This is a genomic window from Bacillus sp. FSL R5-0397, from assembly GCF_038593395.1.
Classification (GTDB): domain Bacteria; phylum Bacillota; class Bacilli; order Bacillales; family Bacillaceae; genus Bacillus; species Bacillus altitudinis.
Genome location: NZ_CP151992.1, coordinates 1,858,348 through 1,875,085, shown reverse-complemented (window position 1 = coordinate 1,875,085; position 16,738 = coordinate 1,858,348). Strand labels below are relative to the sequence as shown.

Annotated in this window: 11 protein-coding genes and 1 pseudogene; 7 read left to right on the top strand and 5 right to left on the bottom strand. The window is 42.2% G+C overall.

The features are described from left to right. Window positions 1-78: 78 nt before the first annotated feature. From proC to NSQ70_RS09370, 4 genes are all read left to right on the top strand, one after another. The gene (gene proC / locus NSQ70_RS09385; RefSeq protein WP_342502589.1) at window positions 79-924 is read left to right on the top strand and encodes a pyrroline-5-carboxylate reductase; all 846 of its coding nucleotides are present in this window, start codon (window positions 79-81) and stop codon (window positions 922-924) included. Between the two features lie 27 nt (window positions 925-951). After that, window positions 952-2,070 (top strand): glutamate 5-kinase, encoded by a 1,119-nt coding sequence (proB, locus tag NSQ70_RS09380; protein ID WP_025207481.1) that lies wholly within the window; start codon window positions 952-954, stop codon window positions 2,068-2,070. Window positions 2,071-2,088: 18 nt separating this feature from the next. Then, window positions 2,089-3,357: a glutamate-5-semialdehyde dehydrogenase gene (locus NSQ70_RS09375; protein WP_335350842.1), complete on the top strand. Its 1,269-nt coding sequence runs from the start codon at window positions 2,089-2,091 to the stop codon at window positions 3,355-3,357. A gap of 86 nt (window positions 3,358-3,443) precedes the next feature. Continuing rightward, window positions 3,444-4,007, top strand: coding sequence for a GNAT family protein (locus NSQ70_RS09370; RefSeq protein WP_178896681.1), 564 nt, complete (start codon window positions 3,444-3,446; stop codon window positions 4,005-4,007). Window positions 4,008-4,060: 53 nt separating this feature from the next. Here the strand turns inward: NSQ70_RS09370 and NSQ70_RS09365 are convergent. Next, a pseudogene (locus NSQ70_RS09365) lies at window positions 4,061-4,353 on the bottom strand (IS5/IS1182 family transposase); the annotation flags it as partial. Between the two features lie 54 nt (window positions 4,354-4,407). Then, the gene (locus NSQ70_RS09360) at window positions 4,408-4,977 is read right to left on the bottom strand and encodes a GNAT family N-acetyltransferase (RefSeq protein ID WP_268431764.1); all 570 of its coding nucleotides are present in this window, start codon (window positions 4,975-4,977) and stop codon (window positions 4,408-4,410) included. An 88-nt stretch (window positions 4,978-5,065) separates the two neighbouring features. On the opposite strand from NSQ70_RS09360, the gene NSQ70_RS09355 reads away from it, so the two are divergent. Beyond that, a complete protein-coding gene (locus tag NSQ70_RS09355) occupies window positions 5,066-5,887 on the top strand; it encodes a MerR family transcriptional regulator (RefSeq protein ID WP_268431763.1) in 822 nt (273 codons plus the stop codon). Between the two features lie 59 nt (window positions 5,888-5,946). Here the strand turns inward: NSQ70_RS09355 and NSQ70_RS09350 are convergent, their stop codons facing one another. From NSQ70_RS09350 to NSQ70_RS09340, 3 genes are all read right to left on the bottom strand, one after another. Next, window positions 5,947-7,776: an ABC transporter ATP-binding protein gene (locus tag NSQ70_RS09350; RefSeq protein WP_335350693.1), complete on the bottom strand. Its 1,830-nt coding sequence runs from the start codon at window positions 7,774-7,776 to the stop codon at window positions 5,947-5,949. Then, the gene (locus NSQ70_RS09345) at window positions 7,773-9,506 is read right to left on the bottom strand and encodes an ABC transporter ATP-binding protein (RefSeq protein WP_338703245.1); all 1,734 of its coding nucleotides are present in this window, start codon (window positions 9,504-9,506) and stop codon (window positions 7,773-7,775) included. Before NSQ70_RS09345 ends, NSQ70_RS09350 begins: the two co-directional genes overlap by 4 nt. 94 nt (window positions 9,507-9,600) lie before the next feature. After that, window positions 9,601-10,503, bottom strand: coding sequence for a LysR family transcriptional regulator (locus NSQ70_RS09340; protein WP_024718330.1), 903 nt, complete (start codon window positions 10,501-10,503; stop codon window positions 9,601-9,603). A gap of 153 nt (window positions 10,504-10,656) precedes the next feature. On the opposite strand from NSQ70_RS09340, the gene gltB reads away from it, so the two are divergent. Both gltB and gltD read left to right on the top strand, forming a co-directional pair. After that, window positions 10,657-15,228, top strand: a complete 4,572-nt coding sequence (gltB, locus tag NSQ70_RS09335; protein ID WP_342502120.1) for a glutamate synthase large subunit — start codon at window positions 10,657-10,659, stop codon at window positions 15,226-15,228. A gap of 16 nt (window positions 15,229-15,244) precedes the next feature. After that, window positions 15,245-16,729: a glutamate synthase small subunit gene (gene gltD / locus NSQ70_RS09330; protein WP_342502119.1), complete on the top strand. Its 1,485-nt coding sequence runs from the start codon at window positions 15,245-15,247 to the stop codon at window positions 16,727-16,729. The last annotated feature ends 9 nt before the right edge of the window (window positions 16,730-16,738 follow it).

Here is a 16,738-nt window from a genome sequence, read left to right as displayed (position 1 = left end):
CTTTCTTGACACGATTTCTCATCATGTTACGATAACTAACGTGCGAAAAACACGAACAAAAAGCGAACAAGGGAGAGGATCAATATCATTGATCAAAAGAAAGTTGCTTTCATTGGAGCAGGTTCTATGGCGGAAGGAATGATTGCAGGTATTGTGCGATCAGGTCAGATGCCGCTCAGCCAAATTTACGCAACAAACAAGCAAAATAAGCAGCGATTAAACGAACTAACGAAACGCTACGGAATCCAAACAGCCACAATGGATTCATTTCCTTTTGAAGAAATGGATATGTTGATCCTGGCAATGAAGCCAAAGGATGCTGAAACAGCACTTGAATCATTAAAACCTCATATTCAGAAAGATCAGCTCATCCTGTCTGTACTTGCAGGTGTGAAATCATCGTATATTGAAGACATGCTGCATGAAGGGCAGCCTGTTATGCGAGTAATGCCAAATACGTCAAGTACGATTGGGGCGTCGGCGACCGCTTTATCTGCTGGACGTTATGTGAAAAATGAACATGTAAGCATGAGTCGTGCTCTTTTATCTGAAATGGGAGAAGTGTATACCATTCAGGAAGAGCAAATGGATATTTTCACAGGAATTGCCGGAAGCGGTCCAGCTTATTTTTATTTCTTAATGGAAAGAATCGAAGAGGCTGGAGAAGAAGCTGGCTTATCAAAAGAAATGTCCCGTCAAATCGGTACACAGACACTTCTCGGTGCAGCGAAGATGCTGCAAGAAACAGCTGAAAATCCTTCTGTCCTCAGAGAAAAAATTACGTCACCTAATGGAACAACTGCTGCAGGACTATATGCATTAGATGATTTTGGCGGAGGAGAAGCCATCAAACAGGCTGTCAAACATGCTGCCAATCGATCAAAAGAAATAAGTGAACAGCAAAAACAAAAAGTAACGATATAAATAGAGCCTCAATACAGGAGTGATAAGGTGTACGCAGATAAAGAGAGAAAACGAATTGTTGTGAAAATCGGAAGCAGCTCTCTTACTAGCTTTCAAGGTGAGATTAGTTTAAAAAAACTAGAAAACCTCGTCAATCAAATTGTAAAACTCAAAGATGAAGGACACGAAGTCATTTTGGTCTCATCTGGTGCGGTTGCAGCTGGTTACCGAAAATTAGGGTTTATTGATAGACCGAAAACACTGCCAGAAAAACAGGCGTCTGCCTCAATAGGGCAAGGGCTTTTAATGGAGTCATATTCTACTTTATTTTTATCGCACGGTTATATTGCTTCACAGCTATTAATTACAAGAAGCGATTTTTCAGATGAAACGCGCTATCAAAATGTGCGAAATACAATGAATGTGTTATTAGATCGAGGGATCATCCCGATTATTAATGAGAATGATACAGTGACGATCAATCGGTTGAAATTTGGAGATAATGATACATTGTCTGCAAAAGTAGCTGGACTGATTGATGCGGATTTCCTCGCTATTTTATCTGATATTGACGGCTTGTATGAAGATAACCCTCATACAAACCCGAATGCGAAGAGAATTCTAGAAGTCACAGAAATCACAGAAGACATCGAAGCAGCCGCTGGAGATGCGGGAAGCAGCGTTGGCACAGGCGGAATGAAATCAAAACTCGACGCCTTTAAAATTTCAATGGCCTCAGGCATCAATGGCTTTTTAGGAAAAGCCGATACACCTCACATTTTAGACAAAGCCATCAACGGGACAGAGGACGGCACTTATTTTACAGCTGACGAAAATTTAGCGCCGCTGAATTATAAAAAACAGTGGATTGCTTTTCATTCTGGCCCAAAAGGCGAAATCGTTGTTCAAGAGAAAACACAGGAGCTTCTCATGCATCGTGAGAAAAGTCTGGATTCTGACGGCATAGTCAATGTAAAGGGTTCGTTTAAAAAAGGCGATGTTGTCCGTATTTTAGATCAAGATGAAAGAGAAATAGGGCTTGGCATTGTCAATTATGCGTCCGACGAACTCGCACTGAACGGTGACTTGCTACAGGATGAAGTGGTGCATGTCGTAGATCTTGAAGCGTTTGTTTGTCATTTAGATTTATCAATACCAGTTTGCTAATCATAAGGGAGGAATTTCATGACACTGACAGCTGAAGTTGTCACATCGGTCAAAGAAAAAGCGAAAAAAGCAAAGCACGTATCAAAAAAACTAGGTTTACTTCAAACAGAGGAAAAAAATGAGGCGCTGCTGAAAATAGCAGAAACACTCGAACAGCAAAGTGATTTTATTTTACAGGAAAATCAAAAGGATTTAGAGGCAGGAAAAGAAAAGGGCTTCTCTGAAGCATTAATGGATCGATTAATGTTAAATGAAGAGAGAATTCATGAGTTTGCGGAAAGTTTGCGGCTTGTGACGAGATTAACAGATCCTGTTGGAGAAATATTGGATGAATGGACTCTTGAGAACGGCTTACATGTGAAAAGTCGAAGAGTACCGCTCGGCGTGATCGGGATGATCTATGAAGCGAGACCGAATGTCACTGTCGATGCAGCAGGGCTTGCCCTCAAGGCAGGCAACTCAGTGATTTTAAAAGGCGGTTCCTCCGCTATTTCTTCCAACAAAGCCATCGTCCGCGTCATTCATGAGGCATTGGATCAAACAAAGATCCCTCGTGATGCGGTACAGTTTATTGAACAAACAGACCGTTCATCGGTTCAAGCGATGTTTCATCTAAAAGAATGGATCGATGTTTTAATTCCGAGAGGCGGGGCTTCGTTAATCAAAACAGTTGTAGAAGAATCGACCATTCCAGTTCTTGAAACAGGGACAGGGAACTGCCATATCTTTATTGATCAAACAGCGAATGTAGAAAAAGCCATTCAGATTGTCATCAATGCGAAAACAAATCGTCCGGCCGTTTGTAATGCGCTTGAGACTCTGATCGTTCATCGCGATTGGCTGAAAAAAAATGGTGCAGCATTGAATGAAGCACTCCTTCAGCATCATGTCACTGTGCATGGAGATCAAGACGCTCAATCTTTCTTTTCCGAAGCGGTTCCTGCGGAGGAAGTAGATTGGACAGATGAGTATTTAAGTCTTGATCTTGCGGTGAAAGTCGTTGACTCAATTGAGGACGCCATTCACCACATTGATCAGTACGGAACCAAACATTCAGAAGCCATCGTAACAGAGGATGAAAAAAACGCACAAATCTTTCTAAACGAAGTCGATGCGGCCGCTGTTTATCATAACGCATCTACACGTTTTACAGATGGCGGTGCACTAGGATATGGCGCTGAAATTGGCATTTCTACTCAAAAGCTGCACGCAAGAGGGCCGATGGGACTTCCTGCACTGACAACGACAAAGCTGCTTCTATCTGGTGATGGTCAGATTAGAAGCTAGAATGAATGTAACAAACACTACCTTTCTCCTTGGGGTAGTGTTTTTTTAGTGTATGATAAAAGAAGAGAGAAAAAAGGGGGAACGACATGGAAACGATCAACACATCGATCTATTTAAGAGATTTCAAAGAAAGCGATGCTGAAGCACTGGCAACACTTGAATATGAAAATCGCGAGTTCTTTCAGCCATTTACTTCATTTAGACAAGAGGATTTTTACACCATCCCCGAACAATTGAAGCGAATTCAGACATTTCAGCAAAGCCGCCAAAAAGACGAAACATATGCAAAAGGAATTTTCCACCGCGCGTCACATCAGCTCATTGGCACAATCACATTATCTGGTGTTGTCAGAGATGTTCTTCAAAGCGCCTGGCTTGGATACGGACTTGATCAAAAACATAATGGAAAAGGCTACACAACTGAAGCAATTGCCCTCATGCTAGATGAGGCATTTCATGTGCTGGATCTTCACAGAATTGAAGCAGGTGTTCAGCCTCATAATATAGGTTCCATACGAGTACTTGAAAAGGCAGGTTTTCAAAAAGAAGGTCTATCTAGACAAAATGTAAAAATCAATGGGGAGTGGAAAGATCATTATTTGTTTGCGATTCTTGCGACGGATGAAAGGCCTCACATTATATCAAAATAAAAACTCCCCAGATGAGGGGTTTTCACTGATTTTAATAAAATTTATCTGTTGACTTAGGCTGGACATGGTCCTTTCCATGTCCAGTTTGCTAGCTTTTTGAGATTCATGGCAGCGAAAGTAAGCATCGCCTATATTGAAACTTTTTTGAGTCCACGAAGTTTCGTCCAATTGACTTTGTGTACAGTTATCTAAAAACGAGCAGGACTTGCATATCTCTGAATCAGACGCATATTGCTTATAGCCTTCTCTAGTCGTTGTACGATAATGCCCGTTGGGGCAAATGTAACAATCAAAATATGCATCATACACGTATTCATTCTTTTAAATAACCAGCTTTTGTTCTTGGCGAATGCGAGGTTTTGTCTACACGCTGAAACTCCCCCATATGAGGGGGAGTTTTTTATGAACTTGAACGGTCTTTTTTCATGACTTTCTCAAATTTGAAAAATTCAAATGTCTCAGGCGCTAAAGGGTCATTTTCTTGATCGTTCTCATGAGGCAAGCTCGGATCTGGATGGTGCAAGTGATAAAACTCAACAATCTGAAACCCGCATTTGTTCACATAAAAATGAATGTTGCGCTTTTCAAAATAAGGAGTGACAACTTCCCACACCTTCGTTTCTGGATATTGCGCCTCAATGGCTTTCCATGCTGCCTGACCAATGCCTCGGCTGTGAGATGATGAAGAAATGTATAATAGGTCCACCGAATTGCGGTGTGTGAGAGGGTTGATTTTTAAAACAACCCCTCCTGCCTTTTGACCGTTTAGTAAAATATGATAGACAAGGTTCTCAGTCGAATAAAAAGTTTCATCAATCGACTCATCAGGAGGAATTGGTCCACCTTCTGCATCGCCAAATGCATCAATGATGCCAGCTGTGAAAGCATCTTGCAGTTCTTTTTTCATCAAAGGGAAGTCTTCTTGATTTGCAAGTGATAATGTGACTTGATCTTGTGCGATTTTGTTCATGTGTAAATCCTTTCTCCACATATGTGGTGTTTCTGCATGTTATCATAAAGGATGGAGTAACTCCATAGTCAAGAAAGGAGCCCTAAAAATGATGAACGATGTTCAAAAAACATTTTTAACTGGAGAATTTGCGGCATTATTTGAAGTGAAAAAAGATACACTGCTCTATTATGATAAGATCGATTTGTTTAAGCCGGCAGGTGTTCAGGAAAATGGGTACCGTTATTATACATTTGAACAGTTTGATCATTTCATGGCCATTCAATCTCTTCGTGCTGTTCAATTTCCGATCAAGCAATTAAAACAATACTTTACTGAGCCTTCTCAGGAAAAATTGCAAAGCCTGGCGGTTGAGCAAGCAGAAAAGGTCGGGGAGGAGATCCAAAAACTACAGGATATTCAATCTTTTCTTTTTCGTGTGATCGAGACAACGAATGAATTATCATCAGTGAAAACAGGGGAGGTCTTGTTTCAAGAACTGCCAGAAGAACCGATCGTCCTCAGTACATCAAACCCGATTGATTCAAACACACCTGTAGAAGAAATTTCTCGAATTGTAGGAGAATTTCTGAAAGGGATTGGTATTAAAGGTGCCGCGGCAAATGGTTCTGTTTTAAACAAGGAGCCGTTTTTGCAGCGTCATTATCATCAATCTGATAGGCTGTTTTGCCGAATGGAAGGGCCGGATGCAGTCAAAAAGCCAGCGGGTCTATATGCAGTCATGTATCAACAAGGAACATATGAAGAGATGGAGACTGCCTATTCACGTTTATTAGATCGAATCGAAGCAGAGGATATGATACTGGATGGAGATGTCTTTGAGGAGTATTTACTTCATTCTCTGATGTCTAAAAATGAAGCGGATTACATGACGAAACTTAGTGTGAAAGTCAAAAAACGGGAAGCTTAAGGCATCACAAAAAGGATAGACAGGCATTTTTACATGCTGTCTATCCTTTTTGGTGCTGTTTAACCGACTTGGTTTTCGGCAAATTGACTCATATAGAGGTCTGCATAAAAGCCTTTTTCTTTCAAAAGCTCACGATGAGTTCCTTTTTCAATGATCGTGCCATCTTTCATGACTAAAATGAGATCGGCATCTTTAATCGTTGAAAGTCGATGTGCAATGACGAAGCTTGTTCTGCCGTTCATTAATTCATTCATCGCTTTTTGAATATGCATCTCTGTCCGTGTATCGACACTGCTTGTTGCTTCATCTAAGATTAATATCTTCGGATCAGATAAGATGGCACGGGCGATGGTTAACAGTTGACGCTGACCTTGTGAGAGGTTGCCGGCATCTTCTGTTAAGAGTGTGTCATATCCATCTGGAAGGGTGCGGATGAAATCGTCTGCATAGGCATGTTTAGCGGCCTTCAACACATCCTCTTTTGAAACATTTGGTCTGCCATATGCGATGTTGTCATAAATTGTGCCTTCAAAGAGCCATGTATCCTGAAGAACCATCGCAAATAAGTCACGCACTTGCTCTCGGCTGAGGTCGGTTGTTTTTACGCCGCCAATGCGAATGGAGCCTTGATCTAGCTCGTAAAAGCGCATTAACAGATTAATAATCGTTGTTTTTCCAGCGCCTGTTGGCCCAACAATGGCCACCGTTTGTCCTTCTCGGACTTGTAAATTCAAATCTTTAATAATGGGTTGATCTTTCTCATAACCGAAGTGAACGTGCTCAAAGGCCACATCTCCGGAAAGGGATTTAAGATCAATCGCTGCATCTTCTTGCGCATGTTCTTCTTCTTCATCCAGAATTTCAAACACCCGTTCAGCAGAAGCGATAGCAGATTGAACTAAGTTTGCAACACTGGATGCTTGCACAAGCGGCTGCGACATTTGCTGTGTGTATTGGATAAATGCTTGCACATCCCCAACACGAATATTCCCGTTAATGACAAGAATTCCGCCAGCAACACTTACCGCCACATAGCCAAGATTCCCAATAAAGGTCATCATCGGCATCATTAAGCCGGAGATAAATTGTGCTTTTCTTGAAGATTCATATAGTTGTTCGTTTAATTGATCAAATGTATCAATGGCTTTCTTTTCATAGCCATACGCACGAACCGTCTGATGTCCTGTGAACATTTCATTAATATGTCCATTGATCATCCCTAGTTCTTTTTGCTGTGCTTTAAAATGCTTTTGCGAAAATGATGTAATGCCTCGAATCGCAAACAAACTAAGAGGCAGCGTCAAACAAACAAGCAGCGTCAGTAGCGGACTGATGAAAAGCATCATGACGACAATTCCAATGACTGTAATAACAGATGTGATCACTTGCGTGAGTGCCTGCTGTAAAGAAGTATTAATATTATCAATGTCGTTCATCACCCGGCTCAGCGTGTCTCCGTGTGTTGTTTTATCAAAATAACGAAGGGGGAGACGTGTGAGCTTGTCATTTGCTTCTTGCCTTAATTCAGCAATGGTCTGCTGCGAGACACCCGCCATTACATATTGCTGCACGAATGAGAAAAGAGATGCTACGACATATAATAGAACAAGCAGCAATAAAATGCGTGAAATGACATCGAATTGAACGCCAGTTCCTTGTGTAAAACTTTCAAATAGGGAAGAGGTGGCATCCCCAAGTAATTTTGGACTGACGACATTAAAAACGGTTGAACCGATCGCTGCAATCAGGACAATGATCAGCTGAAATTTCCTCGGTTTTAAATAGCCCGTTAAACGAAGAAGTGTTTTTTTAAATTCCTTCGGTTTTTGTACTGGGCCCCTTGGGTGACCGCCTTTATGTCCCATTCCAGTAGACATTTTTTTACTCATCTTTGCTCCACCTCCTGACCTTCCTGTGATGCGACTATCTCTTGATAGACAAGGTTATCTTTCAGTAACTGTTCATGTGTACCGATACCTGCTATTTTTCCATCATCTAACACAATGATTTTATCGCTATGCTTCACTGTGCTGATTCTTTGAGCCACAATAATCAAAGCAGCATGCTCTTTTTCAGCTTCTAGCGCTGACCGAAGTTTTGCATCCGTTTTGTAATCAAGGGCAGAGAAGCTATCGTCAAACAGGTAGAATGCAGGTTTTCTTACGAGTGCTCTTGCGATCGAAAGACGTTGTTTTTGACCGCCAGAGAGATTCGAACCCCCTTGGTCTATCTCTGCGTGAATTCCGCCATCTTTTTGCAAAACAAATTCTTCGGCCTGTGCTGTCCGCAGTGCCTGCCAAATCTCGTCATCTGTAGCATCTCGTTTGCCAAAGCGCACATTATCAGCAATGGTTCCGCTAAATAAAATGGCTTTTTGAGAAACATAACCCATCTGACTTCTCAGTTTCTCTTGAGGCAATTCTCTAATATCGACACCATCTAATGTAATTTTTCCTTCTGTTGCCTCGTAAAAACGTGTCATCAGCTGAAGAAGGGTCGTTTTCCCGGAACCTGTACTGCCGATGATCGCCGTCGTTTCACCCTTTTTGGCTTCAAACGTCATGTCTTGAACGGCTGGTTTTTCAGCATTTGAATAATAAAATGACACATTCTCAAAGCGAATGGACTGGGCTGGCTGATCAAGTTTAGTGACAGCTTCTTTTTTGTCTTTAATTTTTGGTTCTAGATTTAACACTTCATTCATCCGTTTAGCTGATGCCTGAGCTCTAGGCACCATAATAAAACTCATAGACAGCATAATGAGTGCCATTAAAATCATCATCGCATATTGAATGAAGGCGATCAGATTCCCGACTTCCATCTGTCCGGCATCAATCCGATTAGCGCCAATCCAGACAATGCCGATATTCGTGAAGTTCATGATAATGAGCATAAAAGGGAACAAGTACGCCATTAATCGATTGACTTTAAGGCCAGTATCCTTATACGATGTATTGGCTTCTTGAAAACGTTCTTTTTCGTCATCTACTCGGTTAAACGCTCGAATGACCCGAATGCCTGAAAGCGACTCTCTCATAATCAAGTTCAGCCGGTCCGTTTTTTTCTGAAGCTGGCCAAAGAGGGGGATCGCTTTTCTTGACACCAAATAAATGAACCCGCCAAGAAGGGGAAGAGCTGCTAAAAAGATGAGAGATAACACAGCATCTCTAGATACAGCCAAAATAATTCCACCAACGAGCATTAGAGGCGCCCGTGTCATCATTTGTAAGATCATGATCGTGACATCTTGAACTTGTTTCACATCATTTGTGGATCTTGTAATAAAGGAAGATGTCCCGATTTTTTGAAATTCTTCTAATGAGAATTGTTCGACATGCACAAACAGCTGTCTTCTCATATCACGCCCGAAGCCTAGAGCTGTCTTAGATGACAAGTAGGACTTCCAAATCGTGAGCAAGATGGCAAGTAAAGAACAACCCACCATCCAGCCCCCAACTTTCCATATATAAGCGACATCTCCTTGCACGATCCCGACATCAACGATATCTGCCGTAAGCGTCGGTAAATACAGCTGGAGCATACTGCTTAAAAAGGTGAGAATCACAATGGACACAACGGATAGCCGATAGGGCTTTAAAAACGATAAAATTGATTTCATACGATTACCTTTCTTCCATATAGTCTGTTGTTCTGTAACTCATCATATACAAAGAGGGATTATTTCTACAAATGAAATGTCTTGTTTTAATGAATTATTTATATTGTTCAATTTTTGAAAAGAAGTCCTTTACAAACATATAAAAATCATGGGCAGAAGGAGACATCTCTCTCGATTTAGAAGCAATAATTCCGACCGTTCTTCTCACTTGAGGGAAATCAATGGGAATTTTCACTGTAAATCGCGGTGTTGTTTCATAAAAGGCACTTTCGGGTAATAAGGTAACGCCCATACCCGCTGACACAAGACCTTTAATGGCATCCAAATCTTCTCCTTCAGATGAGATAGTAGGCTCATAGCCAGCCTGCTTACAGGCATCAACCGCAATTTGTCTCAGCACATACCCTTCAGGAAATAAAACGAAATGGTCTTTTCTCAAATCACTTAAATGAATACTTCTTTGCCCGCTAAAGGGGTGACTAATAGGCAAAAGGGCATAAATGCTTTCGGAAAACAAGATATTTCCTTCTATTTGAGGATCGTTTGTCGGGACGGGTCCTAAAAAGGCAAGATCAATGTCTCGATTTTTGACAGCTTCAATCAGAAACTTATAGGAACCTTGCCGAAGTAAAAAATCGACCTCTGGATATTCCAGCTTAAATGCGGAAATGACAGAAGGGAGCACTTGGCTTGCTAGACTTGTAGGAAATCCAATGTTCACTGTCCCTTTGTGGGGGTCTAAGTATTCATCAATTTGTTCTTTGGCGTAATCTATCGCTTTTAGGGCGGTTCTGACATGGTCCAAAAATTGTCTGCCGATTTTCGTTAATTTGATATTTCGTCCTTCTCGTTCGAATAAAGCCACTCCAAGTTCTTCTTCTAAATTGGCAATCTGCCGGCTGATGGCAGATTGGGCAACGTGTAAGTTTTCAGCCGCTTCTGACACGTGTTCACGGTCAGCAACTTCTACAAAATAACGTAATTGACGAAGCTCCATTTTTGCACTTCACACCCATCTATCTCAAAAAGAGATTGTTTTGATCTAAATTATATATTGTTTATATTAATTTGAAAACTTAAAATAAGTTACAGAGTTTGTGAGATTTTATTACTGTGAAAAAACGGATCTTTTAAACGGGGGAGAGAAACGATGACTTATAATCAACTACCACAACCACAAGGTCTCTACCGTCCTGAATTTGAACATGATGCATGTGGAATCGGACTGTACGCCCATTTAAAAGGGGAGGCGACACATAGCATCGTCAAAAAGGGATTGCAAATGCTGTGCCAGCTTGATCACCGCGGCGGGCAAGGCAGTGATCCGTATACAGGTGATGGTGCCGGATTAATGGTACAACTGCCAGACGCTTTTTTTAGAAAGAACTGTCAAGACTTTGCACTTCCTGAAAAGGGCCGTTACGGGGTAGGAATGGTGTTCTTTTCAAAAGATGATGATGCCAAAATGCGTCAAGCGATCGAACAAAAGATCAACGGCTTCATTAAACAAGAAGGGCAAACATTAATTGGCTGGAGAACGGTCCCTGTTGATGCTGGGAAAATTGGAACGGTTGCAGCGAAGAGCTGTCCGGTTGTCCGGCAAGTGTTCATCGGAGCAAACGACAACGTAACAGACCGTTTGTCATTTGAACGAAAATTATATGTCATCCGTAAGCAGGCTGAAAATTGGGGAACAGCAGAAGAAAAACAATTTTACTTTGTCAGTCTGTCTAGTCAAACCATTGTATATAAGGGGCTTTTAACATCAGATCAAGTTGATGCTTTTTATCTTGATCTACAGGATGAAACATTTGTTTCTGCATTTTCACTCGTTCATTCAAGATTTAGTACAAATACATTCCCGACATGGGAACGAGCGCATCCAAACCGTTACTTAATTCATAACGGAGAAATCAACACATTAAGAGGAAACATCAATTGGATGAGAGCAAGAGAACAACAATTCGTGTCTGAAGCCTTCGGAGAAGATCTAGACAAGATTTTGCCAGTGCTGAATGCAGACGGAAGTGATTCATCCATTTTAGACAATGCCTTTGAATTTTTCGTACTTGCTGGGCGTACTCCTGCTCATACAGCGATGATGCTGATCCCTGAGCCGTGGACGGAGAATACGCACATGTCTAAAGAGAAACGGGCATTTTATGAATACCATAGTTCGTTAATGGAGCCTTGGGATGGTCCGACAGCGATTTCGTTTACGGATGGTAAACAAATCGGCGCCATCTTAGATCGGAACGGATTAAGACCCGCGAGATACTACGTGACAAATGACGATCATATCATTTTCTCATCTGAGGTCGGCGTCATTGACACAAATGAAGAAGATGTGAAGTATAAAGACCGTCTTGAACCAGGTAAAATGCTGTTAATCGATTTAGAAGAAGGACGCATTATTTCGGATGAAGAAGTGAAATCTTCGATTGCGAATGAACTTCCTTATCAAAAATGGCTCGATGAAGAAATGGTTCACGTCAATCGCTCTGAAGAAAATTCAGAAAATTCTAGTATAATGAGTGATTTGCTAACACGTCAGCGTGCTTTCCATTATACGTACGAAGACATTCAAAAGTATTTAATTCCTTTACTAGAAGAAGGCAAGGACCCAATCGGCTCAATGGGAAGTGATACACCGCTTGCTGTGTTATCAGATCGTGCGCAGTCGCTGTTTTCTTATTTCAAACAGCTGTTTGCTCAAGTCACGAACCCGCCAATTGATGCCATTCGTGAGCAGCTCGTTACATCAACCATGACTTGGTTAGGTGCTGAGGGAGATATTTTACATCCAAATGAATATTCATGCCGAAGAATTAAACTTTATACACCAGTTTTAACAAGTGGGCAGTTCAACGGCTTGAAAACGATTGTTCATAACGCCTTTAAAAGCAAAACGATTCATACACTTTTCACTGATGACCTAAAACGTGGTCTTGATGCGATGTTTGAAGAGGCAGAAAAAGCGATTCGTGAAGGGGTATCTTTACTAATTCTTTCCGATCGTGACATGACGGAAGAAAAAGTGCCGATTCCACCACTTCTTGCATTGAGTGCACTTCATCAGCATCTTGTGCGTCAAGGCTTACGAACAAAGGTGAGCTTAATCGTCGAATCTGGAGAAGTAAGAGAGGTTCATCATTTTGCCGCACTGATTGGCTACGGTGCAGATGCGATCCATCCGTACCTCGTTTACGAAACATACAAACAGCTTATTGCTGAAGAAGCGATTGCGATTAGCTTTGATGAAGCTGTCACAAAGTTTGGGAAAAGTGTGACTGAGGGCGTAGTTAAAGTAATGTCTAAAGTGGGAATTTCCACTGTCCAAAGCTATCGAGGCGCACAAATTTTTGAAGCAGTCGGCATTAGCGAAGATGTCATCCAGGCGTATTTCACAGGAACAGCTTCTCAGCTAGGCGGTATTGATCTTGACACCATTGCAAGTGAAGCAAAGCTTCGTCATGAGGCTGGGTATCAGGCATCAACTGATCAAACGCTAGAATCAGGCAGTGAGTTCCAGTGGAGAAAAAATGGAGAGCATCATGCCTTTAACCCAAAAACCATTCATACCCTTCAGTGGGCATGCCGCAACGAAGATTATGATTTATTTAAGCAATACACGAAGGCAGCGGATGAAGAACGAATTGGTTTCCTTAGAAATCTATTTGCTTTTCGTTCAAAACAAAAGCCAGTTCGTCTAGAAGAAGTTGAATCTGCTGAATCCATTGTACGCCGCTTTAAGACAGGTGCGATGTCATTTGGTTCACTAAGTAAAGAAGCGCATGAAGCACTAGCGATTGCGATGAACCGAATTGGCGGCAAAAGCAACAGCGGAGAAGGCGGGGAAGACCCTGCACGCTTCACAGTAGATGAGCACGGGGATGATCGCAGAAGTGCAATTAAACAGATTGCTTCTGGCCGCTTTGGCGTGAAAAGTCATTATTTAGTCAATGCAGATGAACTGCAAATTAAAATGGCGCAAGGTGCAAAGCCGGGAGAAGGCGGACAGCTGCCAGGAAATAAAGTATATCCTTGGGTCGCAGACGTACGTGGTTCTACGCCAGGTGTTGGCCTAATCTCACCACCGCCTCACCACGATATTTATTCAATCGAGGATTTGGCTCAATTGATCCATGATTTGAAAAATGCAAACCGTGATGCACGCATCAGTGTCAAGCTAGTTTCTAAAGCTGGCGTTGGTACGATTGCAGCAGGTGTAGCAAAAGGGACAGCGGATGTCATCGTAATTAGTGGATATGATGGCGGTACTGGAGCTTCTCCGAAAACAAGTATTAAACATACAGGACTTCCTTGGGAGCTTGGATTGGCAGAAGCGCATCAAACCCTTGTCTTAAACGGCCTTCGAGAGCGAGTCGTTCTTGAGACGGATGGCAAATTAATGACAGGACGCGACGTTGTCATGGCTGCGATTTTAGGAGCAGAAGAATACGGCTTTGCGACAGCTCCACTTGTCGTATTAGGATGCGTCATGATGAGAGCATGTCATTTAGATACTTGCCCAGTCGGAGTCGCTACTCAAAACCCTGAACTTCGCAAAAAATTCATGGGTGACCCTGATCACATTGTCAATTTCATGATGTTTATTGCAGAGGAAGTAAGAGAAATTTTAGCTGAACTTGGCTTTACATCAATGGATGAATTGATTGGGCGTACGGATGTTTTATCAGTAAGTGAAAGAGCAAAAGCACACTGGAAAGCAGGACAGCTGAACCTTGAAACCCTGCTTTATCAGCCAGAGGGACCACGCACATTCAGAACGCCACAAAATCATAAAATTGATGAATCACTGGATATGAATGAGATTCTCCCTTATGTACAGGAAGCGCTCGATCATCAAACACCGGTTGATCTGTCACTAAACATTCGCAACATTCACCGTGTAGCTGGAACGATTACGGGCAGCGAAGTGTCTAAGCGCTACGGAGAAGAAGGTCTGCCAGAGGATACGATCACACTTCGGTTCACTGGTTCAGCTGGACAAAGCTTCGGCGCATTTGTTCCAAAGGGGATGTCTTTATATTTAACAGGTGACTCAAATGACTATATCGGCAAAGGACTCTCTGGAGGCAAAATTGCTGTCAAAACATCTGATCACTTTGTACAAAATGGACATGAGAACGTGATTGTCGGTAACGTTGCATTTTACGGCGCGACAAGCGGAAAAGCGTATATTAACGGTCGTGCAGGTGAACGATTTGCCGTGCGTAATTCAGGTGTCAATGTGGTCGTTGAAGGAATCGGTGATCACGGCTGTGAATACATGACTGGCGGACGTGTTGTCATTTTAGGTGACGTCGGGAAGAACTTTGGCGCAGGGATGTCTGGCGGTATCGCTTATGTGCATACATCCGATGCAAAACAGTTCAAAAGAATGTGCAACATGGAAATGATCATGTTTGAAAAACTCACAGATCACGAAGAAGAACAAGAAGTGAAGCAAATGATTCAGGAACACCTTGATTATACAAACAGCTCAAAAGCAGCAGCGCTTCTAGAGAACTGGGCACAAGAAAAGAATCAATTCATTAAGATCATTCCGAGAAATTACAAAATGATGCTTCAAAGCATTGAGGAACAAAAACAAGCAGGCCTCAGCCACGAGGAAGCTGTTATGTTCGCATTTGAAGCAAACACAAAACCGAAAAATAAAGAAACGGCAAACGGGCAAAAAGCAGCCGTCGCTCATTAAGAAAGGGGAGAGGACAATGGGCAAAGCAACAGGTTTTATGGATTATAAAAGAGAAAAGCCAAATGAACGTGACCCTCTCACTCGTCAAAATGACTGGAAAGAATATTCAGCTCCTTATACAGATGAGGTATTGAAACAGCAGGGTGCTAGATGTATGGATTGCGGAACACCGTTTTGTCAAATTGGGATGGAGATCAGGGGCGGCGTTTCTGGCTGCCCGATCTACAATTTAATTCCAGAATGGAATGACCTTGTCTACCGGGGCAGATGGAAAGAAGCGCTTGAAAGACTACAAAAAACGAACAATTTCCCTGAATTTACTGGAAGAGTATGTCCAGCACCTTGTGAAGGCTCATGTACCGTCGCGATCAATGATCCAGCAGTATCGATTAAAAATATCGAACGAACGATCATTGATAAAGGTTTTGAAAATGGCTGGATTACACCAAGAATTCCTTCAAGTCGTACAGGGAAAAAGATCGCCATTGTCGGATCAGGACCAGCAGGACTGGCAAGTGCAGACCAACTAAACCAGGCAGGACACGCTGTAACCGTGTTTGAACGATCTGATCGTCTAGGCGGACTACTCAGTTATGGTATTCCGAATATGAAGCTCGACAAAGAAGTCGTTGAGCGCAGAGTCAAACTTTTAAGACAAGAAGGCATTGACTTTGTGACCAATACAGAAATTGGTGTGGATATCACGGCTGATGAACTGAAAGAGCAATTTGATGCGGTCATCCTTTGTACAGGTGCACAAAAGCAGCGTGACCTGTTAATTGAAGGCAGGGAAGCAAAAGGGATTCACCTGGCAATGGATTATTTAACACTCGCAACAAAAAGCATGCTTGATTCAGGATTCAAAGATAAAAACTTTATTGACGCAAAAGGGAAAGACGTCATTGTGATTGGCGGAGGAGATACAGGCGCTGACTGCGTCGCAACTGCACTTCGCCAAAAAGCAAAAAGTGTTGTTCAATTCGGAAAGCATCCAAAGCTTCCAGATACACGTGTAGGGGATAACATGTGGCCAGAACAGCCTTATGTCTTCTCTCTAGATTATGCTTACGAAGAAGCACAAGCAAAATTTGGAGAAGACCCGCGCCAATATTCGATTCAAACCACAAAGATTGTGGCTGATAAAAATGGGAAGTTAAAAGAGCTTCATACCATTCAAATGGAAAAGGTGAAAAACGAGCAAGGGAAGTTTGAATTTCATGAGATTCCAGGAACAGAGAAGGTATGGCCAGCTCAGCTAGTCTTTATTGCGATTGGTTTTGAGGGAACTGAACAGCCGCTAGTGAAACACTTTGGCGTGGACAGCAAAAACAATCGGATTGACGCAAAATATGGGGAATATACAACGAATGTAGAAGGCGTATTTGCAGCGGGAGATGCAAGACGCGGTCAAAGCTTGATTGTCTGGGCAATTAACGAAGGCAGACAAGTGGCGCATGAGGTAGACCGTTATTTAATGGGGAGTTCGGTTCTGCCAAAATAGGTCAAACAA